Raw genomic sequence first — 20547 nt, 5'->3', positions numbered from 1 at the left:
TTCTTGTTGGGTGGCGATCGTGAATACAGAGGAATTCCTGCAATTGATCGAAAAGCAGCGCCCATGTCCTCAGACACTGCCAAAAGGACTGCAAGCAATGTGGTATGACAAGAAAGGTGATTGGAGCAAAGCTCATGAAATAGTTGCAAATGCCAGCGATGCCGATAGTGCCTGGATTCATGCTTACCTGCACCGCAAAGAAGGCGATTTGAACAATGCACGTTTCTGGTATCAACGTAGTGGTCAGCCAGAATTTTTAGGAGAACTAAGCCAGGAATGGGAACAAATAACTTCTGTATTGCTAAGGAAGGTCAAAGCGTCGTATGAATGCTGAAGAATTAAAAAGGCGTTTTGCCGCAGGGGAAAGATATTTTCCAGCGATCAACTTAAGTCGGGACAAGCTGATTGGAGCCTATTTGCCTGGAATCAATTTATGGGGATCTGACTTGAGTGGAGCTAACCTAGCTAAAGCTAAACTCTGGGGAGGAGATTTGAGTAGAGCTAATTTAGCTCAAGCGAACTTGACCAAAGCTAATTTGAGCGGTGTCAAACTGAATGAAGCAAATCTCCGGGGAGCCAAACTCAACTATGCCAAGTTGTATGGAGCGAATCTGACTGGCGCTTACTACGATGAAAGCACGCGGTTTTCTAGAGGTTTTGACCCCATCAGTAGAAATATGCGGAAGGTCTGAAGGGGATTTTGGACTCGCCTGCAAGCGGATTTGAGATTACAGTGTTTTTCAATTCATCCGCTAGTCGTACAGAATTCAGCATCAGGACTTACGCACTAAAAACCTGAAACCTAGATCCCCCCTAACCCCCCGATAAATTGGGGGAACGCTAAAAGCCCCCTTTTTAAGGGGGTTGGGCGATCTCTTGTGCGTAAGTCCTAAGCATGAATACTGTATGACTAACGCCTCGATTCTTTCTGATTAAATTGCCGTTCACGTAGCGTCTCCTAAAGGATAAGCTATTACTTTAAATAACTTATTTTGATATATCTTGATGTGAGCCATCTACCATAGAAGATATCAACATTTGTTCAAAGACTTTGGAAAGAGCAGTTTGAAAACGCTGACGATGTTTAAGTTTGAAAAAAGGTCGAACTATTTCTGCGTAGGCGTAGCCCAACCTAGACATCGCACCGTTGCCCTCTCTGTTATCAATAACTCGAATTGCCCGCAGAGTTCCTAACTGGATTTCTTTTTTTACCATCAACTCAGAAATTCCAATTGCACCGACACCATCTTCGATCGCTGCTTTTGTCATCTCTCCACTATTGAATACTAAAATCACATCCAGTTCACTGAGATTGATTCCCCAATTCTGTAAGGCTTCCTCAAACCTTTGCTGGGTTCCAGAACCTGGTTCTCGCATCACCCAAAGGGTTTTAGTCAATTGGCTTAAATCAATTTCTCCCCACTCAAACCAAGGGTGTTTTTTACCTACCACAATTTGCAAGCGATCGCTCCCCACTATTTCGTACTCTAGAGTATTCTGAAGGGCTGGCTTCACATCTCCTTCCACCAAACCTAAATCAAACTGTCCGGTCGCCGTTCCTACACAAATCTCGTCTGTATTGGCAAGGCTACAGTTAATCTGGATACCGGGATATCGGCTCTTAAACTCACTAATCTTACTTGGTAGCCAGTAGTTACCAATTGTCAGACTCGACCCTAATTTCAATTCACCCCGTTGCAGATTGTTCAATTCTCGCAATCCCCTTTCAGTCAAGGAAACTTGATCGAGAATTTTCTGCGCTTCCACTTGCAATAATTTACCCGCCTCAGCAATCTCGATATGGCGACCAATCCGATGGAATAGTTTCACTCCGTATTCTTGCTCTAAGTTATGGATTGCGGCGCTGACGGCAGGTTGTGTAATATAAAGCTCCTCTGCTGCGCGAGTAAAGTGTAAGTAGTGCGCCACAGCCTGAAAGATTTTTAGCTGCTCAAGCGTCATTCCTGCCATTTATGATATCCCTATAACTTGGTGTCAAAATTTTAATCACTTTCATTTATCATTCTGACAAATAAAAGCATTTGATTCTATCGTTTAATTTGACTAAAGTATAAATCAAGGCTTCGGCACAGAACTAAACGAGCAAGAGATGAGGGGGATGTAGCTTTAGTTTCCCGCAGGGTGGGAGATAAGGGGGACAAGGAGGCAAGGGGAGTATCCAAATGCCCAATACTTTGGAAACGCTCAGTACATACAAATGCCCAATGCCCCATGCCCTATGCCCTATGCCCAATGCCCAATGCCCAAGCATGAAAACAAGGACTTGCAAAAAAAAATGAGCGATTTAGTAACTGCAATTACCACTGGGATTACCGCATTCACTGCCACCAACATTGATGATATTGTCATTCTGACGCTGCTTTTCTCACAAATAAATAAAACGTTCCGCAGTCGTCACATCCTTGCTGGTCAGTATCTTGGTTTTGCTGCATTGATCATTGCTAGCCTTCCCGGTTTCTTCGGTGGACTAATCATACCGCAGGACTGGATTAGACTACTTGGCTTAATGCCTATAATCATTGGTGTGAGTAGTTTACTAAAACGCGAAGAGGATTCAGCAGAGAAAGCCGAAGAAGAAGCCGAGCCGTCTTGTCCCTCTATAATTAGCAGTTTTATCTCTCCGCAAACCTGCAATGTAGCTGCGATCGCCTTTGCAAATGGTAGTGATAATATCAGCGTCTACGTACCCCTGTTTGCCAATTCTGAGCTAGATAGTCTGCTCGTAATACTAAGTGTATTCTTTTCGCTAGTGGGTGTGTGGTGTTATGCCGCTTATAAGTTAACCTACTTGCCTGCGATCGCAGATTTTTTAACGGAGAATGGCAACACTTTTGTGCCTTGTATCTTGATTGGATTAGGTGTATTTATTGTTACCGAAAATGCTACTTGGACTCTTTTATCTGTAGTTTCCAGTTATATATTTTCATTGATTTTAGGTTTCAATACTCAGCCGTCGAGTGAAGAACAATAAAAATTAAGTATCTAAAAACAGGTGCATGATGAATTTTCGGGTCAAAATGAATGCCAAACTGTAAAATATATTACCCTTTAACAGGAATCAAAACATGAAAATCTGGAAATCTCTGCTAATTGTCTTGATGATTTTCGCTAATCTAGCCTTTGCTCAACCTTCTTTTGCTGATCGACCAAAGTTTAGCAAAAACCCTGACTATATCGAAGTCACTAAAGCTCTTAACAAACTCTCTCAGACAAAAGATGCCCAAACTCAAGTTGAAGGTGTCACACCAGAAGAAATTCAAAACAGAATCCAGGAATTAACACTGCAAAAATATGCTTTAGAAACGGGAATCAACTGGGGTCAATGCGACAACCAAACAGGTAATACCATAGCAGTATATGGCAAAAGACCAAATGATGAAGAAAATGAAGATGCCGTATACGAGAATGGTCTGTATTTTCTAGCTAATGGTCAGTCCACTAAAAATAACTGGGATTGTGATGGCATCTATCTAGCGAATAATGTCAAGGTAGCAAATTTCACTTCTAGTCCGAATGGGCAAGGTGAAGAATTGACTGGACCGGTTGCTCTCAAGATACTTGATGGAACTCAGTTAGTGATTAAGACGAATCCAGCTACTGCTGCAATTGAATTGAGTGTTCCGACTGTAAAAGTTCTTAACAGCAAAGAGGCTAACTGGTTTATCCCAGATATATCGCAGGCTGTCATAGATACACGAGTTCCCAATGCGCCTACCAAGAAATCTTGAAATAGAAGCGCATAGTCTATATTTTGAATGTTTAAACCTCTTGCAAAAGTCCCCTAACACCCCACCCGCAGGCTCTTAGGGGAGACTTTGAGCTAAGTGGAAGGCGGGGTGGGGTTCTATTTTTGATTTATGCAAGAAGTCTATTGTTGTCAATTTAAATATGGTGACAGCCAAAATCAGAGGCAAAACAGGACAAGCACTGCTAAAAAACCTCTCTGATCTTGGCTGTTTTCTTTATGACCCTTTATTACTTACAGTTGCTCTGTACCATCAATTACGAATTACGAATTACTGGGTCAGATTTGTTTTATTTCGATATCTGCATGAAAATAAATTTTGAAAAAAATGTACAATCACAATAGGCATATTTCAGTAGCGCGACTATTGCGCTTGGTGCAAGTCATCTGGAAGGAGATTTCCTACTACCTTCGCACTTTTGTAAGAAGAGCCGCTTTGGGGATAAGGGTATTATTAATGCAGTTAAAATTGAAACCTACAGAAAAAGATAAAGATCAAAAAAAGCCAGGACGGCTGAATCCTTCCAGAGTGCGAGATCACTTGGCAAATGAGCGTACTTACCTCGCTTGGATGCGGACAGGGATCGCTCTTTTAGGTTTTGGTGTCGTCATCGTGCGTTTACGTGCTTTCCAAGTACCTTTGATACCCCGTCCTGGCAACGGCTGGAAGTTAGGTTTAGTCTTCTCCCTGGTGGGTTTAATCACAGTATGGCTCTCAACGTCACATTATTTCGCTGTCCGTCATCATATCGAAGAAGATACTTATGAACCAACTGACCGTTGGGTATTGCTGTTCAGTCTCGCTGTGATGATTCTCGGAGCTGGGGTAATCTATTTTGTTTTTACAACTTCTTTAGATCCAATGAGTCCACTTATCCCTGAGTAATAGTATTTTCAAAACCGCACCTTATACAACTCGAATAATTCCCCTGATTTCTGCGCTATTACTTTAGCACCAGCCGCCTTAATCGTTTTTTCCCACTTAGCCAAAGGATCTAAAAACACTTCAGCCCCCAAATAGGTTTCCAGAACTGCCCAATCTTCCGCTAAAGGCTGTTCTGGATTGAGGATGTCAAACACAAAATGTCCACCTGGTTTTAACACCCGCTTGACTTCTGCCAGTACAGTATCCCAGTATTCGAGTGGAAAATAGCAGCTGAATCCGGTGGCGATCGCTAGGTCAAACTGCTCTGCTGAATAGTTTAACTGATCAGCTGCTCCCAACTCAACACCTTTGAACAGTTTGGAATTTAACTGCGGGCCACGGGAATTCAGGCTATCCCGTGCCACATTACTGATTTCTTGTCCATGAAAAAACGCTTGCCAATCCCGCCAAGGATAAATTAAAAAGCTGATACCACAGCCAATATCTATACAGTGTTGGTTCTTTTGAGGTTGAGCAATTTCCCAAAAAGGGGAAGCAATTCTCCCTGAGAAACTCCCAGCAATCCACTCGCGGAATATTGGCATCGCCTGTACTTCTGTTGGGAGTTCAAAGGTTTCACCTTGATATTCTCGGTTAAAGCGATAGGCTACTTGGCCTAATCTTTCATCCCAGTTGCTTGATTTGTGTGAAGTAAACAGATTTTGGAACTGCGAATCAGACTTTTTAGACATTAGGTTTTTGCTGCTCTTTCTAAGGATTGTATTCAAATTCGCCTTGCCATTGCACCCCTATCCAATCTCCTGCTGGCGTTTGTCCGACTTCGTAGGTAGTAGTCAAGATCCCAAAAGCTGATATTGTAGTAAGTACGGTTATGCAAGCACTGGTTCATAAACTGGCTGAGTTTACGGCTATTGTCGCTATTATCAGCATACTCAACTGTTCGTTTCTCTAAAAAAACCATAGTTCAGAATTATCAGCAACGGCGTAGCGTTCCAGCCAGGATGCAGACTGCGCCCCTTGAGTCAGCACATCATGGGGAGTTAGCGGGTGGAGGAGTGTCATTAACCGCACAAAGGCATTTTCTGAACTGGCGTATTCTGCAAGTATGCTGACTAGATCATCAGTGCTGGGGTTGTAGAGGCGGTTGAGTCCGCGCAAGGTAGGACTAGTTTGGCGGGTGGTGGGTTGTACAACTAAATCGCGGAGGGTTTCGCGGATGGGTGCAGGGGTGTTGGGATTTTGAGCAACTGCGCGGCTGACTTCGACTTTTTCATCATTTGCCAATTGTGTCAGTATTGTTGCAGGTAGGTTAGAATTGCTAGCCGCAGCAGTGCGTACACTGGAGTTTTCGTCACCTGCAAGAATTTGTAAGACAGTAATTGGTGTATTGGGGTTAGTCGCTACTTTGATTCGCACCTCTACTTGTTCATCTCGCGCCAGTAATTCCAAAACACTTACAGGTGCGTTGATTGTAGCAGCAACAGCTTCACGCACGCATATTGCCGCATCTTCCGCTAACCGCAACCACAACGCCTCTGTCAAATTGGGATGGCGGACTAAATAAACCCGCACTTCTACACAACGATCTTGGACAAGAATGCCCAGCAATTGCGGTGTTAAGCGGGGTTGTACGCAAGCGATCGCAAATTCTTCAGAATCAGCCACTTTCAACTACATCATTTTCAGAGTGTATTGGAATCTCAATCACAAACTTTGTTCCACCATCGGATGTCGAATGATACCAAATATTGCCACCGTGTTTTTCTACAATAATTTGATAACTAACAAATAATCCTAATCCCGTGCCTTTGCCTATAGGCTTGGTGGTAAAAAATGCATCAAACAACTTCAAACGAATTTCTTCGGGAATACCCCCGCCATTATCGGCAATTGAGATAGACACTAGATTGTCTGACGTTAGCTGAGTTTGAATCCAAATGCTGGGTATTTTGTGTTGTCCGTTAGTTGTTTCAGCTGACTCTTCTAAAACATCTATAGCATTCGTGAGGATATTCATAAACACCTGATTCAGTTCTCGAGCATAACACTGCACCAAAGGCAATTGACCATATTCTTTGATAATTTTAATTCCAGTAGTATCTGCTTTTGGCTGAAGGCGGTGATCCAAAATTATCAAAGTATTATCGATACCAGAATGAATATCCGCTTTCTTAAAAGAAGCTTCATCCAAGCGGGAGAAATTTCGCAGTGATACAATAATATCCCGGATGCGTTCTGTTCCGACTTGCATTGATTGAAGAATCTTGCCAAGGTCTTGTACAATAAAATCGAGTTCTATAGAATTAAGTAGTTGTTGAAGCGATGCGGGTGGGTTGGGATAATGCTGCTGATAAGCCATCACTAATTGCAGTAAGTTTTGAGTATATTCATCTATATGCTTCAGGTTGCCATAGATGAAGTTGACAGGATTGTTAATTTCGTGTGCTACTCCTGCTACCAATTGCCCCAGACTGGACATTTTTGCTGTTTGAATGATTTGTGCTTGAGTTTGTTGCAGTTGTGAAAGTCTATATTGAGCAAGTTGAGCATTCTCACGAGCTTCAGTATAAAGTTGTGCTTCTTTGAGAGCTATTAGCAGTTGGCTATGAGCGTAGATGTAATCCAGAATTAGTCCAGCCAAAGGCACTAAGTAGGCAATAATTTTCAAAAAGTGAGCAATATTAAAATGATTATCAAACAGAGCCGTTGAGCCAAAAACCATGTGTAATTGGGTAGCGACATTTGGAATAGTACTAACAATCAGAGCGTGAGAGAATAAACTAGGATACTTGCGCCAAAAGCGTGGATAAATTAGAATGCCAGCTACCAAAAAAAGGATTAAGGGTATGATATCCCAAGGTCGAGTAATAATTGAGTTAGGAAAGATAGTTTGGGGCAAGGTTTTACTAGTGGCGCAAATAGTAATTATGCTGTAACAAAATAACCCAAAGCCCAAAGTCACTGCAATTATAAAACTGAAACTGCCTTCCCACCTTTTGGGTTTGCTGATTAGAAAAATGCTGACACCAATTATCGTCACCAATACATTAGAAAGCCGGCAAACTGCCCAAGTAAAAGGGATGATCTGACTATTATCAGCAACGGCTTCAATTAATCTATCGGCAGCTAGAGTGTGGAACGCATCTATTAGTCCGGCGCACAACAAAGTCACCCCAATAATTGGTGTAATAATATCACTTTTTATATAGAAGTGAGCGAAAGCCAGAATAACAGTAAAGATGGCAGTACAGACAGCGCTCCATTCTAAAATTGTATGAACGAAGCTTCCTTCTAAGCTTTGGTAAATAACTTTTTGAAATAATTTCAAATTAGCAGGATTACAAATAACCTCTACATTCCGGGATGTCTGACTGGAAGCAAAACTGACTCCCAACAAATTTAATGCCGATGGCAATAAGCAAATTAGCCCTATTGTCCAAATTAACTGAACAGGAAGTTTTAGTTTTTGCTGTGTTGATGTCGTTACCACAACCACCTCTGGAGTAGAAACTAATGGGTAGGAAAATATAACAAAGTGCGTTGGATTTTATGGTGAACCCAAACTTCACTTTTTTCTATAATTCCCAAAAACCATTCGTTTCTAACTAGCGCAAGAATTTGCCCTCATCCCCCAACCCCTTCTCCCATATCTGGGAGAAGGGGAGCCAGAATTTAAAAGTCCCTCTTCCAGATAGGGGAGAGGGATTTAGGGTGAGGGCGAAAACTACGGTTCTCAACTTAGATGAGGTTTAAATGGGATATTAGCCTAAATCGAAAAGCAAGATTTCGCCGCCGATATTGGTGCTAATTTCTAACTGTTCTTCGCCGTTAATTTGCACTCCATCGCCGGCTCTGAGTTCTTCGCCATTCAAGTTAACTATCCCTTGCGCTATTTGTAACCAAGCATAACGATCGCGTTTGACTTGATAATTAACAACATCACCTTCGTCTAAAACAGATACGTATAAATCAACATCTTGGTGAATTATTACAGCACCATCGCGCCCGTTTTTAGCAGCAATTAAGCGGAGTTTGCCTTGCTTTTCTTCCAGAGGAAAAGTTTTTTGTTCATACCTTGGTGTCAACTCTTCTTGATCAGGAAGAATCCATATTTGTAGTAAGTGTAATGGTTCAGTTGGTGAAGGATTAAATTCACTATGGCTGATTCCAGTTCCAGCACTCATGATCTGTGCATCACCAGGGCGAATCACCGACCCAGTACCCAAGCTGTCTTTATGCTCTACAGCACCTTCTAAGACATAAGTGAGGATTTCCATGTCACGATGACTGTGGGTAGGAAATCCAGCACCGGGGGCGATGCGATCGTCGTTGATGACTCGCAGAGAACGAAATCCCATGCGGTTGGGATCGTAAAAACTACCGAAGGAAAATGTATGATAACTATCGAGCCAGCCTGTTTGAGCGTGACCGCGGGCATTGCAATCGTGAATTAGGTGGCTAATTGTATTTTGAGACATAGATTTACCTCGTTGTTAATGAGTATTTAGAGACGCGATTAATCGCGTCTGTACAAGAGTTAGGAATTGAATGGAATTAGCATAAATTTTCAGGAACGTAATAACTTATTCAAGTTGCAGATTAATCTTGATGTATCAGTTGTCGAAGATATTTTTGAATTTTTCGACCTAGTTTTTAACTATTTCAATAGTAAGGTATATACATATAAATGAAAAGTACGCACTTAAAAGTGACGTACTTACTAAAAAGATACGATTAGATTTAATAAAAGCTAGTTTATCTCAGAAGTGCTTATTTTACACCAGCAGGGATCTTTTGAGTTGTAATAGTAGCCGCTTTGCCATTCTCAGCCTTAATTTCTGCTACTTGCAGATGAGCTTCTAAGAACCAGAGTCGTTTGTCAATGGTGCGGGAAATTTCGGTGTAAAGGTCGGCTGTATCTAGGTCGTCTAATTCATCAGTTTTAGCGATCGCTTCCCGCAGATGTTTAGCATAGAGTGCATAACGATCTGACAGAGCTGTTACGTGGTCTTTGCCATCCAAAATATCTAAGGGATATTCTGGCAAAATGGAATTACTAGCTGCGGCGCGGGCTGTTCCGAAAGCATATCCGCCTAAAGCTGTGACGCGTTCAGCTACCATATCGATGTACCCTTCCAACTCAGTAGCAAGTTCATCAAATAATAGGTGTAGCTGGTAGAAGTCAGTTCCTTTAACATTCCAGTGGGCTTGCTTTGCTTGGGTTTTCAGATCCGAAGTAGCTGCCAAGGTTTGGTTGAGAAGTACCACGATTTGCACTCGCGCTTCGGCGGGAATGTCAATCCGGGTCGGGAACAGACGTGATGAAATGGTGTTGTCGATCATGGTTCTACGTTAATGCCTTTTACATCTAACTTTACAAAGAGTGCTTGGGTCTGCGAAACTCTCTGACGGCAGATTGAATTAACGTCTGAATGTGTTAAGGTTTATGACTATTAATCAGATCCGATGGTTTTCTATGGTATTGAATGTACCGCCAAAAAGGCGATCGCGAATATTATCATTGTGTAAAAAGTCATGGGGAAAACCCAGTTCAATTTGACTCACTTCATTTAAACGTTGCAAATGTTCTGGGGAGAGGCTGACTTCTATTGAAGCTAAGTTATCTTGTAACTGCGTTAATTTACGTGCCCCAATGATCGGAATAATCACGCCACTTTGAGCGCGTAACCAAGCTAATGCTACCTGTGAAGGTGTGCGTCCAATTTCTGCTGCAACTTCACTGACAACTTCAGCGATCGCTAAATTCCGTTCGGAAATAGTTCCTAAGGCTGCATTTGCTAATCGCGCCTGTTCACTACCCTCTTGAGGAGGCTGATTATACTTACCTGTCAGCACACCACGACCTAAAGGCGACCACGGTGTTACTGCTAAATCAAAGGCTTTAGCCATGGGTAGCAAGTCTCGTTCTGGTGTTCGCTGAATCAAACTATATTCAATTTGCAGGGCGACAAACTGCGTCCATCCTTGGTATTGGGCAATGGTATTTGCTTGAGAAACGATCCAAGCAGGTGTGTCAGAAATGCCGATGTAAAGTACCTTACCTTGACGGATTACATCATCAAGCGATCGCAAGACTTCTTCAATCGGTGTTGTGAAATCCCAAGCGTGCAACCAGAATAAATCAATGTAATCGGTATTCAGCCGTTTCAGGCTACCTTCTAAAGACTGAATTAAATTCTTACGATGGTTTCCACTGGCGTTAGGATCGCCCTTCTTCACAGTCATCTGCAAGGGAAAGGAATATTTTGTCGCAAGTACAAAACGTTCTCGTTCTAAGCCAATCAATTCACCGACAATTTTTTCACTACTACCATCGGTATAACCGTTCGCGGTATCAATGAAATTACCCCCTGCTTCTACATAGCTATCAAACATTTTACGACTTTCGTCAACAGATGCACCCCAACCCCAATCTTCACCAAAGGTCATGGTTCCCAAGGAGAGTTCAGAGACTCTTAACCCGCTTTTGCCCAAGAGTTTGTATCTCATGAATATTTTCTCATTAATGAAAAAAAACTAAGCAAATACCATTCCAAAGGTATGATAACTGGAAACCGGGGGTGATGTTTGAAGACAAGCCCTTATTTGGATTGTCGTGCTATCTAAGAGAATGTTTCTAAACTATGAAGTTATATAAAGATGCAAGACAAACGCATCTTTATATAATAATGAATCTCAGAATCTAGATTCCCGATTTTTTGAAGAGTCGCGGATCTGGGCAGCAACTTTTGCTTAAGTAACTACCAGTTCACCCGAAAGTAGAATAAAATCGGTTGAGGTTCTTTTTGAGAATCAAGGCGATCGCTCTTACGCCTATGCTGGAGAAAGGATTAATCACCCTAGTACAGCTTTGTCTAAAACCATAATTATCGTTGCCCTCATTGCACGCGACGAACTTCCCCAAGTTCTGGGGGTTGGATCACCACTTGCGCTTCTAGCTGCTGACGATGTGGGATACAATTCTACGCGATTCACGTCGTAATCATGCCCGACATTTTTGATTGCGATCGCTATTTTCCAGTCTAATATTTTAAAATTTACCATCAGCGACAACTATCTAAAGAGTGAAACTTCTCCCTCTAGATTCAGCCATTAGTTAGTTTTATAAGTTGGATATATAGATTATCAATATATCATATCGCCAAGACACCTTTTATTTCTTAAATCTTGCTAAAGATCATGATATATTGAGCTTGACGACATTAACCCTCTTCGGCAATTATGAAGAAACGGCTATTAAAAGCCAATTATCCTACTGCTTGACTGCGATTTTATAACTGATAAAATCTCTTCCTGGCATTAAGTATCTTTATTGTTGCAACCTACGAAATCACCAAAGGATAGCTGCTTATCCTGATTAGTGTTATCTGCGGTTCTTTAAAAATCCAATACGAATCTTATACTATGTTTGGTAAAGATTTGGATAGATGTTATGAGATGTCAGAGCAGCTACTCATAATCTCCACCATTTGAATTTTCCAGAGTTAACGGTTGGATTTGTGTTTTACCTTGCGGGGCAAACTAAACAATCATCTGGATATTTGTATTCACTTAACCTTGCATTCAGTATTTTCCAATAGCCAATCCAAGAATTTGAAAAGAGGATATTTCCATGTCTAGTTTGTTTGGTAGATCATCAGCAAGGGTTGCTTTAATAGTTCTGGGAATGACAGCCGCGACAATAACTCCCATCCTAATTTCTCTCCCAGCTTCATCTCAAAATATTCCTCCATCTGCCACACCAGCGCCTGCTTCAACAGTTAACTTGTCTGATGTTTCCTCAGATTATTGGGCGCGTCCCTTCATTCAAGCCCTAGCTGACAATAACGTGATTGCAGGCTTTCCTGATGGCACCTTTAGGCCGAATCAAGCTGTGACTCGTGCTGAATTTGCCGCCCTAATTCAAAAAGCTTTCGGGAACCAAAACCGAGTTCGGCAATTAAGCGCAGGTGGATTTAGTGATGTTCCTACTGGCTATTGGGCGGCTTCTGCAATTCAGAGCGCCTACGAAACTGGATTTTTGGCAGGCTATCCTGGGAACGTGTTTTTACCAAATCAACAAATTCCTAGAGTGCAGGGTATCGTTGCTTTAGCAAATGGTTTGGGTTTGACTACTAGCAGTACTGGAGCAAGTAGTGATCTCAGCACTTACTACACAGACGCCTCAAGTATTCCGAACTATGCTGTTAATAGTGTGACAGCAGCAACCCAATCTAATCTTGTTGTTAATTATCCAGATATAAAACAACTCAATCCGCAACAGCCCCTGACTCGTGCTGAAGCTGCGGCACTTTTATATCAAGCTTTAGCTAAACAGGGACGGATACAACCGATTGCGAGCAATCTTCCAGCTAGTCAGTATATTGTCGGTGGAACTCAAACCGGTACCGATATTGTTTCTCTTGCTGCATCCAGTAGTTCTCTGACAACTCTGACTTCTTTATTAAAGACATCTGGTTTAGCAGATATTCTTCAACAGGCAGGTCCTTATACAGTTTTCGCTCCCACCGATGAGGCATTTGCGGCTTTACCTGCTGCTACTTTACAGCAGTTACAGCTACCAGAGAATAGAGAAGCATTGATTAAGATTTTGAGATATCATGTGGTTCCTGGTGCAGTAACAAGTAGTCAATTCTCACCTGGGGAATTGAAAACCTATGAAGATAGACCTGTAAATATTAAAATCGATCGCGCTAACAATCAAATCGTGGTGAATAATGCCAGAGTTATCCAGCCGGATATCAAAGCTAGCAATGGTATTATCCATGCAGTTAACCAAGTCCTGATCCCGCCTGATATTAACATTAGTCAGTTAATTAAATCACCAACAGCAACCACGCCTGCTGTTGAACCAGGTAGAGCTACTCGTGGTGGCAGAAGCTATATCGGAGTTGCTGGTAACATTGGTTTGAGCGGGGGTGATACAGCTCTAAGCGAGGGTAACTTTGCAGTGATCAGTAAACTTGGTCTGACACGCAATATATCAGTGCGACCATCGGTGATCTTTGGGGATAATACACTGTTTCTGGTTCCCTTGACTTTGGATTTTTCTCCCCGCACAGCAGGTACGGTGGGCGAAAGAACCTATAGTATATCTCCTTACATAGGTGCTGGCGTAGCTATTGCAGCTAATACCAATACTGATTTTGGATTACTACTAACTGGTGGTGTAGACGTTCCTCTCGGTTCTAAATTTACGCTAACAGGTGGTGTAAATGCTGCTTTTATGGATCAAACTGATGTAGGGTTACTATTCGGACTTGGGTACAACTTCTAAGTAAATAAAAGTAGAATACGCGGTAGGTAGAACAGCTAGCGCGTATTCTGCTATGTCCCATCAAATTTAAAACAGCTATAACAGTAATTTGGCATCAAACTGGATTAAGATCGCTTGATGGCTAAAGTAAGTCCATCGGCGATGGGGACAAGGGAAAGGGTAATACGTTCGTCATGATGTAACTTTTCGTTGAGCGCCCGCATAGTTTGGGTGCTTTCATCTTGATATCGCGGGTCAGCAACTTTTCCCGACCATAAAACATTATCAATAGCAATCAATCCACCTGGACGTATCAATTGTAGCGATCGCTCGTAATATCCATCATAATTTTCTTTATCGGCATCAATAAAGGCAAAATCAAATGTCTCGGCTTGCCCAGTTGCCAACAGCCGATCTAAAGTTTCCAAAGCTGGCGCCAATCGCAGATCGATTTTATCAGCAACTCCGGCTTCTTGCCAATATCGGCGCGCGATCGCAGTAAATTCTTCACTCACATCAGCAGCGATAATTTTCCCATCAGCCGGTAGTGCCAAAGCTACAGAAAGTGAGCTATAACCCGTAAACACTCCAACTTCCAGGGTTTTCTTCGCTCCAATTAACTCTACCAAAAGTCTCATAAACTGACCTTGTTCTGGTGAAATCTGCATTCCACTTCGGGGATGGCTGGCAGTTTCTTGGCGCAACTTCAAAAGAATCTCCGGTTCCCGCAGCGAAACGGATAAAAGGTAATTATAGAGTTGGTTATCAAGACCTATAGACTGTTTTGGCATGGTAGCTCAGAAAATTGAAAGAATCTATAGTTATACTATCGCTCAATAGTAGTTTATTAGGAATCCCAGTCAGCTTAATCTTTGTCGTCTTCATTGTACAGAATGAATTCTGACTCCTGAATTCTGTTTGATTAAAATTTATGAATCGTCCTCGAATTATTCAACCTGGTCAAAGCTATACATTTAGTAAGTATTTTGAACTACCTTTTTCTCCTGGAGATATTCTGGCTGAATTGGGTTGTGATTACCAACGTGAACGCTTAAACGCCAAGAAAAACAGATAACCGAAGACTTCAAATTATATCGAGTTCCAGAAGAATTAACTGAATTAATTAAGATTTTGCTTGGCATACTAGGCAATTAAACGTGGGTGTAAAAATGCCAAAGCTTTTCTACATAATCATAGTAGCTAACGCCATCATCAGAAAGTCGAAGATTCGTTAGCCCATTTAATTAAATCTGTATATATGGTTTAACTGTCATTCGCCATGACTAACAGTTGAATCAAGAGGAGGAATTTGATTGGCGGTTAATGTCACAACTTGCCCATCTTGCCAAATGCTAATAGATTCCCCTAATCGGCGGTGTCTTTCAATAGCTTTAGCAACAGCAGCTTTGACACCAGCATCAATTTTTTGATGGATTTCTGTTAGGGGAATTTGCGCTTTATTCCCTAGTTGTAATTTGATTCCAGATTTGAGGTTCATAGATAATTGTTTCCTGATTGATATGTGATGCAGCCACTAATAGAGGTTCAGACCCAGAATTATCATAGATGATCCAAGTATCACATATAGGTAAATACAAGTTAATTAGGTTGCTGCGTCCGCGTTCATAGCGACGGCGAATAGTATCTTCTCTTATGTTGTGACCACCACTTTCTACACGTCTGCATACCCGTGCGATCGCTAATTCGGGACTTTGTAACCAAAAGTAAATTAAGTTGATAATATAACCTTTGTTTTTAGATTCTCTCAAGAATCTGGCAAAGTTACGAGCCACTAATGTGATTTCAAAAGCAAAATCAGCTTCAGCATTCACCAAAGTTTCTAGTCTTTCTAACATTAATCGTCCGGCTTGACTGGCTACCGATTCCGGGTTAAAAGGAGAAAGTCCGGCTGCTATTTCATCGGCATTGACATATTCAAATACTTCTAGGAAGTAGGGAAGGATTTGCAAGGCGGCGGTAGTTTTACCAGAACCGTTTGCACCGCCGATAATGTACAGGTTGGGCATTATTATAATGGTAATGCTAATTGTGCGGGTGATTGGGGCTGAGATTTGGTCTTTTTCTTGGTTTTGGTTGCGATGCCTACGGTGGCAAGCTACGCACGCCTTCTTGCTCAAAGTCGTCAAACACCAATTTCGCAAATCGAGAAAAACGAATCTACGGCGATTACTTAAGCGCCTGGTGCAAAAATATGGTTATCCACCAGAAAAGCAGGAGAAGGCGACGGTGCTGCAACAGGCGAGTAATTAGGAAATTTGAAAACCTGCCAAAATGGCAACCCGATTCTGATTAACCAAGTTAAATTGTAGAAGATAAACGACTTGAAGGGTTTTGTTATGAGTGACTACCACGTAAGCAAATTCCTTTTGTAAAACACTATCTACTAAGTGATTTACAAAAATAAAAAACTATCTATACCAATTATTTGCAGACTATTTTTATCAGCAGATAAATATCAATAATCAGGTTTGGCATTTGCTGCAACAGGAATATTAAATGCGTCTGGGCGTTGTTGTTGAAACACGCATTAGCCCCCAAATAACGGGCAACGTCTGTATACATTCCTGTTCACTTCAGCGGCAAATGGCAGAGTGGGAGTTTGAAAGCTGACTGATATGCTTCCTCCCACTCTCTTTTTATTTAGCGATTTCTAATTGAGATGCTCCTATTAAAACATGAACTGTCTTTAGAAGTCAGTATCTTGTAAAAACTTAAGAATCGCTGCATTCAACTCCTCAAAAGCACCAGTTGAGGCATCATGACAGCAGTTAGACAAAACTTGTAATTTAGAATTGGGGATATGCTGATGCAATTTTTCACCATGACTAACAGGAAACCAACTATCTTGATCACCCCACAAAACTAGTGTAGGACACTTAATCGCACTCAGGTTATTTTGAATTTTGGTGAGCATATTAGGCTTATTTAATTGCCAATTCTCAATTTCTCGCGCTGCTATTTGCAACTCTTCGGCGACTTTTGAAACCGTACCCGGCAGATCAATAAATGGGTAAGTTATCCAATAGACATCTTCCTGTGTCAAAATTGACGGATCAAATAATACCCTACGTCTTTCTATTGCCATAATTTCTCTAAATAGGGGTGCAAACAAATATGCCAGACGTAAGAAGTCAATTGTTTGCATTATTTCCAGGGGCGTTTGGGCAAGTAACCACATAGCCCAATGGGGTAAATGTTCAGTAAAAACAGGTACGTTTACTACTACAAGCCGCCCGATTAATTGCGGATTTTCTTGAGCAAGGGCAAGGGCAACTAATCCCCCCAGAGATTCAGCCACAATTACTGCGGGTTCATCACATAATGCCTGAATAATTCTTTGAAACTCAATAACTTGATGGCCGTTGTCTTCTCTACGAAACACTGGTTTTTCGGAAAAACCAAAACCTTTAGCATCAAAACAAATTACTCGATAAAATTTAGATAATGGTTCTATACTGTGCCGCCAGTTATAGCTCCAGCTACCCATGCCATGTAATAAAATTAACGGTTTACCTCTACCTTTTTCGCCATAAGCAATTTGTACAGGATAGCCTTTAGCATCAGTAATAACTAGACTTTGCCGCCCTTTAGGAAAAGTAGCTTGCCACCAATCTTTCATTCCGTTATCAATAAATAATTTAACCGCCAGTTAAGGCGTTCCACAATATTCTAATTAGGATGACGGGTAATGCTACTAAAATAATGGAGATTAGCAACAATCCAGCAAAAACGGCAAAGATAAACCACCTGTCTGCACTCCTTTGCTGGCTGGGAAACTTTAAGTACTCTTCCAATAACTTGATATTATAACTGTTAGCTGTCCAGGCAAAATCAAATAAGTCTCCTAAAACTGGGACAGCGCCTACTAAGCCATCAATGATCACATTCAAAACCATTTTGCTTAAAGTGGCTCTAGATACACCGAGCCGCGCCGCTTCTAAGATGATGTAGCTAGAAAACATGACTCCCAAAAAATCACCACCAATAGGTATTAGTCCGATAATTGGATCAAGACCAAAACCAATCTTCGTACCAGGAATGGTAATAACATTATCCAGCAGCCGACTTAACTGACGCAGGCGCTTCAAGGTGGGTGCTTTGGTATCAGGTTCAATCATCGAAAATCGAGGAGAAGAATCAGGCATAAAGGCGATCGCTAACTTTATATTGAATCGTTAAATATTTGACTTGTTTACTGAGCTTTTGCAAAAATTTCCTCAGAGATTTTAGCTATATTTACAAATTAATATTTTTCGGGAGATTCTGACTGTGCTTTTGGGCGCATATGTTCGCCCACAGTCACATTCAACTGATCACCGATTAACACAACAGCAGCGCTCATCCACAGCCAGAGCATTAAAACTATCACAGCCCCTACAGCACCATAGACTTTATTATAGTTGCCAAAATTCGCCACATAAAGCCGAAATAGGGCAGACAATATTGCCCAGAAAACAGCTGCTAAAATTGCTCCAGGCATCATTGGTGTGCCTGAGTTCCACTGGCTTGGGCCATAGCGATAGACAAAGCCAAAGGCGACAGCAACAATAGTTAAAGCTAAAGGCCAGCGTAACAACTGCCAAAGATGCACCAAGAAGATCAAAGAACCATTTTCGCGCACTACCATTGCCAAGAGCCAATCGCTGGTAAACACTAAAAAAGAAGCCAGCACTAAAAGTAACATAGTACCGACTGTTAATCCCAGAGAGACGAGCTTGGCTTTCCAAAAGGGGCGCATCTTTCCTGGAGGAATTAGATGGATTTGATCGAGGGCTGTCATAGCAGTACTCACCGCCCCAGAAGCAGCCCAAATTGCTAATATAAAGCTCAGAGAAAACAAACTACTGTTTTTGGAGTTGGTAATTTCTGTGGTGGCAAAATCACGAATCAGATCCAGGGCTTGTTCAGGTAGAACTTGACTTAGTTGAACCGCCAGTTTATTAAAGGTGGCTTGCAAAGATTCTGCTAATAAGCCAATGGCTGTGATGAAAGCAAGAATTGCTGGAAACAGCGATAACATGGCATTGAAGGCGATTTCCGAGGCGAGTCCCAAAAGTCGTCTTTCGGTTGTCCTGGTAAAAGTTTTTTTGAGTGTGCGCCAATTGAGGTGGCGAAAAAAGCGGATAAAACGAGGCTTTGACATGATTTAGTAATGGCGAGTGGGGAGTGGGCTTGCCGTGAGCGTAGCCGAATGGGAGTGGGGAGTGGGTTTCAAGGATAAGGTGTTGGACATAAAAGTTGTATATTAGCTGTAAGTAAAACTATTGTGGGTTGGGCATCTCATCCGACATCCCGCCCAGAACTGAAGTTCGGGGCTAATAGCGAAAGTCCACTCAAGTGGACTAAAATTTTCGTTTTTATAAAGTATAGCTATCTACATCGCTGAAAAAAATCTTGTATTTAGTCCTCTTGAGAGGACTTTCGCTATTAGCCTTGGAATAAATTCCAAGGCTCTATGGCAATGAAGCGGAAAATTTATCAAAATGTTGGTAATCACAAGCCCTTGAAAGGTGGGGAGTGGGGAGAATAACAAATGACTAATGACTAATGACTAATGACTAATGACTAATGACTATTAAACTTGTTCGCTGCTGAGATGAGCGATCGCTTGTTTAATCCAATCTTCTACGTATGCGTCTTTGGCTAGTCCAATGTCTTCACTCACTACATGCAGAGCGTGACTGACCTCATGGGCAGTATATCCCAAAGCGAAGAGAGTCATTTGCACTTCTTCAAGAATTCCCGGTGCTGGGCCACCTGTGGCGACGAAGAACCCGGCGGATTTGCGCCACTCGACTAATTTGCTTTTCAGTTCCAAACAAATGCGTTCAGCGATTTTCTTACCAACACCGGGAGCCTGAATTAAGATTTGTGTATTGCCAGCGATAATTGCTTGGACTAAATCTGGTAGTTCCAGAGTGTCCAATAGTGCGATCGCTAAGGCTGCACCAATACCGCTAACAGTCAGCAATTGGCGAAATAAATCGCGTTCGGATGGCGAAGCAAAGCCATATAGTAACGGCACTTCTTCCCGAATTTGGAAATGCGTAAAAATTTGCGCCACTCCTCCCGACTGTGGTAAATGGTTTGCTAGCCGTTGAGGAACTTGCAAATCATACCCCAAGCCATTCACTTCCAGAGTCAGGATGACGCGATTAGCGCCAATTGTTTGGATACCAGCGACTATACCTTTTAGATAACTAATCATTCCAAGAGACCAAAATATTTTAATCCTTCGATAATTCCACCTGCACAAAAACATGAAGCCAGGTAGTGGTAGTCAGAGGGATACTCATTGTGCCATTGGAGTAACTCTTTTCGGGCATTCCCCACAATGATTCCCCGTTCGTTGCCTACAGCAAATAAAGCAATATCATTACCTGAATCACCACAGACAACTGTTTGTTCTGCTGCAAATTTCCACTTTTGGCGTAAAAACTGCATTGCCTGACCTTTATCGCTGCTATGGGGCACAATGTCAAGGTCAATCCCACTACTGTAGATTAACTTTACATTTAATTTATATTTCTGCAACTCCGCTTCAAGTTGTGGTAGAACATTTGCAGATGAATCTTGTTCTAGGAAAAAACTCACTTT

24 protein-coding genes are annotated in these 20547 nt (G+C 41.8%); 8 read left to right on the top strand and 16 right to left on the bottom strand.

Going from position 1 to position 20547, the window contains the following annotated elements:
- Positions 1 to 19 precede the first annotated feature (19 nt).
- Both ACYTXL_RS11330 and ACYTXL_RS11325 read left to right on the top strand, forming a co-directional pair.
- Positions 20 to 334: a hypothetical protein gene (locus ACYTXL_RS11330; RefSeq protein WP_461924829.1), complete on the top strand. Its 315-nt coding sequence runs from the start codon at positions 20 to 22 to the stop codon at positions 332 to 334.
- The gene (locus ACYTXL_RS11325) at positions 324 to 692 is read left to right on the top strand and encodes a pentapeptide repeat-containing protein (RefSeq protein WP_461924827.1); all 369 of its coding nucleotides are present in this window, start codon (positions 324 to 326) and stop codon (positions 690 to 692) included. The genes ACYTXL_RS11330 and ACYTXL_RS11325 overlap by 11 nt, the downstream gene beginning before the upstream one ends.
- 295 nt (positions 693 to 987) lie before the next feature.
- On the opposite strand, the gene ACYTXL_RS11320 is transcribed toward ACYTXL_RS11325, so the two are convergent.
- Entirely contained in the window at positions 988 to 1971 is a 984-nt protein-coding gene (locus ACYTXL_RS11320) for a LysR substrate-binding domain-containing protein (protein WP_461924826.1), read from the bottom strand.
- Between the two features lie 325 nt (positions 1972 to 2296).
- Here ACYTXL_RS11320 and ACYTXL_RS11315 point away from each other — a divergent pair, with 325 nt between their 5' ends.
- The 3 genes from ACYTXL_RS11315 (at position 2297) to ACYTXL_RS11305 (ending at position 4652) form a co-directional block, all read left to right on the top strand.
- Entirely contained in the window at positions 2297 to 2992 is a 696-nt protein-coding gene (locus tag ACYTXL_RS11315; RefSeq protein WP_461924828.1) for a cadmium resistance transporter, read from the top strand.
- 94 nt (positions 2993 to 3086) lie between these two features.
- The gene (locus ACYTXL_RS11310) at positions 3087 to 3749 is read left to right on the top strand and encodes a hypothetical protein (protein ID WP_461924825.1); all 663 of its coding nucleotides are present in this window, start codon (positions 3087 to 3089) and stop codon (positions 3747 to 3749) included.
- A 345-nt stretch (positions 3750 to 4094) separates the two neighbouring features.
- The gene (locus tag ACYTXL_RS11305) at positions 4095 to 4652 is read left to right on the top strand and encodes a YidH family protein (RefSeq protein ID WP_461924824.1); all 558 of its coding nucleotides are present in this window, start codon (positions 4095 to 4097) and stop codon (positions 4650 to 4652) included.
- Positions 4653 to 4660: 8 nt separating this feature from the next.
- On the opposite strand, the gene ACYTXL_RS11300 is transcribed toward ACYTXL_RS11305, so the two are convergent.
- From ACYTXL_RS11300 to ACYTXL_RS11270, 7 genes are all read right to left on the bottom strand, one after another.
- Positions 4661 to 5383: a class I SAM-dependent methyltransferase gene (locus tag ACYTXL_RS11300; protein WP_461924823.1), complete on the bottom strand. Its 723-nt coding sequence runs from the start codon at positions 5381 to 5383 to the stop codon at positions 4661 to 4663.
- Between the two features lie 217 nt (positions 5384 to 5600).
- Positions 5601 to 6317, bottom strand: a complete 717-nt coding sequence (locus tag ACYTXL_RS11295) for a hypothetical protein (RefSeq protein ID WP_461924822.1) — start codon at positions 6315 to 6317, stop codon at positions 5601 to 5603.
- Complete coding sequence (locus ACYTXL_RS11290) at positions 6310 to 8142, bottom strand: ATP-binding protein (protein ID WP_461924821.1); 1833 nt, start codon at positions 8140 to 8142, stop codon at positions 6310 to 6312. Before ACYTXL_RS11290 ends, ACYTXL_RS11295 begins: the two co-directional genes overlap by 8 nt.
- 271 nt (positions 8143 to 8413) lie before the next feature.
- Positions 8414 to 9130, bottom strand: a complete 717-nt coding sequence (locus tag ACYTXL_RS11285) for a pirin family protein (RefSeq protein WP_461924820.1) — start codon at positions 9128 to 9130, stop codon at positions 8414 to 8416.
- Between the two features lie 292 nt (positions 9131 to 9422).
- Complete coding sequence (gene dps, locus ACYTXL_RS11280) at positions 9423 to 9995, bottom strand: DNA starvation/stationary phase protection protein Dps (RefSeq protein WP_461924819.1); 573 nt, start codon at positions 9993 to 9995, stop codon at positions 9423 to 9425.
- 114 nt (positions 9996 to 10109) lie between these two features.
- Positions 10110 to 11162, bottom strand: coding sequence for an aldo/keto reductase (locus tag ACYTXL_RS11275; protein ID WP_461924818.1), 1053 nt, complete (start codon positions 11160 to 11162; stop codon positions 10110 to 10112).
- A 345-nt stretch (positions 11163 to 11507) separates the two neighbouring features.
- The gene (locus ACYTXL_RS11270) at positions 11508 to 11717 is read right to left on the bottom strand and encodes a hypothetical protein (protein ID WP_461924817.1); all 210 of its coding nucleotides are present in this window, start codon (positions 11715 to 11717) and stop codon (positions 11508 to 11510) included.
- Between the two features lie 568 nt (positions 11718 to 12285).
- Here ACYTXL_RS11270 and ACYTXL_RS11265 point away from each other — a divergent pair.
- A complete protein-coding gene (locus tag ACYTXL_RS11265; RefSeq protein ID WP_461924816.1) occupies positions 12286 to 13950 on the top strand; it encodes a fasciclin domain-containing protein in 1665 nt (554 codons plus the stop codon).
- 104 nt (positions 13951 to 14054) lie between these two features.
- Here ACYTXL_RS11265 and ACYTXL_RS11260 read toward each other — a convergent pair whose 3' ends face one another.
- Positions 14055 to 14720, bottom strand: a complete 666-nt coding sequence (locus ACYTXL_RS11260) for a class I SAM-dependent methyltransferase (protein ID WP_461924815.1) — start codon at positions 14718 to 14720, stop codon at positions 14055 to 14057.
- A 140-nt stretch (positions 14721 to 14860) separates the two neighbouring features.
- Here ACYTXL_RS11260 and ACYTXL_RS11255 point away from each other — a divergent pair, with 140 nt between their 5' ends.
- Positions 14861 to 15004 carry a hypothetical protein gene (locus ACYTXL_RS11255; RefSeq protein WP_461924814.1) on the top strand — a complete coding sequence of 48 codons (144 nt, stop codon included), beginning with the start codon at positions 14861 to 14863 and terminating at the stop codon, positions 15002 to 15004.
- A gap of 195 nt (positions 15005 to 15199) precedes the next feature.
- Here the strand turns inward: ACYTXL_RS11255 and ACYTXL_RS11250 are convergent, their stop codons facing one another.
- On the bottom strand, positions 15200 to 15427 hold the full coding sequence (locus ACYTXL_RS11250; protein ID WP_461924813.1) for a hypothetical protein: 228 nt from the start codon (positions 15425 to 15427) through the stop codon (positions 15200 to 15202).
- Complete coding sequence (locus ACYTXL_RS11245) at positions 15387 to 15956, bottom strand: zeta toxin family protein (protein ID WP_461924812.1); 570 nt, start codon at positions 15954 to 15956, stop codon at positions 15387 to 15389. Before ACYTXL_RS11245 ends, ACYTXL_RS11250 begins: the two co-directional genes overlap by 41 nt.
- Before the next feature lie 7 nt (positions 15957 to 15963).
- On the opposite strand from ACYTXL_RS11245, the gene ACYTXL_RS11240 reads away from it, so the two are divergent.
- Entirely contained in the window at positions 15964 to 16200 is a 237-nt protein-coding gene (locus ACYTXL_RS11240) for a hypothetical protein (RefSeq protein ID WP_461924811.1), read from the top strand.
- Between the two features lie 436 nt (positions 16201 to 16636).
- On the opposite strand, the gene ACYTXL_RS11235 is transcribed toward ACYTXL_RS11240, so the two are convergent.
- From ACYTXL_RS11235 to ACYTXL_RS11215, 5 genes are all read right to left on the bottom strand, one after another.
- Positions 16637 to 17569 (bottom strand): alpha/beta fold hydrolase, encoded by a 933-nt coding sequence (locus ACYTXL_RS11235; protein ID WP_461924810.1) that lies wholly within the window; start codon positions 17567 to 17569, stop codon positions 16637 to 16639.
- A 19-nt stretch (positions 17570 to 17588) separates the two neighbouring features.
- On the bottom strand, positions 17589 to 18095 hold the full coding sequence (locus ACYTXL_RS11230; RefSeq protein WP_461924809.1) for a DUF4112 domain-containing protein: 507 nt from the start codon (positions 18093 to 18095) through the stop codon (positions 17589 to 17591).
- Positions 18096 to 18193: 98 nt separating this feature from the next.
- On the bottom strand, positions 18194 to 19093 hold the full coding sequence (locus ACYTXL_RS11225) for a YihY/virulence factor BrkB family protein (RefSeq protein WP_461924808.1): 900 nt from the start codon (positions 19091 to 19093) through the stop codon (positions 18194 to 18196).
- A 432-nt stretch (positions 19094 to 19525) separates the two neighbouring features.
- Positions 19526 to 20158 carry a Holliday junction branch migration protein RuvA gene (gene ruvA, locus ACYTXL_RS11220; RefSeq protein ID WP_461924807.1) on the bottom strand — a complete coding sequence of 211 codons (633 nt, stop codon included), beginning with the start codon at positions 20156 to 20158 and terminating at the stop codon, positions 19526 to 19528.
- Positions 20155 to 20547: sucrose-phosphate phosphatase (locus ACYTXL_RS11215; protein WP_461924806.1), on the bottom strand; the 393-nt coding region annotated here is incomplete at its 5' end. The genes ACYTXL_RS11215 and ruvA, both read right to left, overlap by 4 nt.

The sequence above is a fragment of the Nostoc sp. genome (assembly GCF_054880495.1).
The sequence above is the reverse complement of the archived record's forward strand: the minus strand, read 5'-3'. Positions and strand labels throughout refer to the sequence as shown.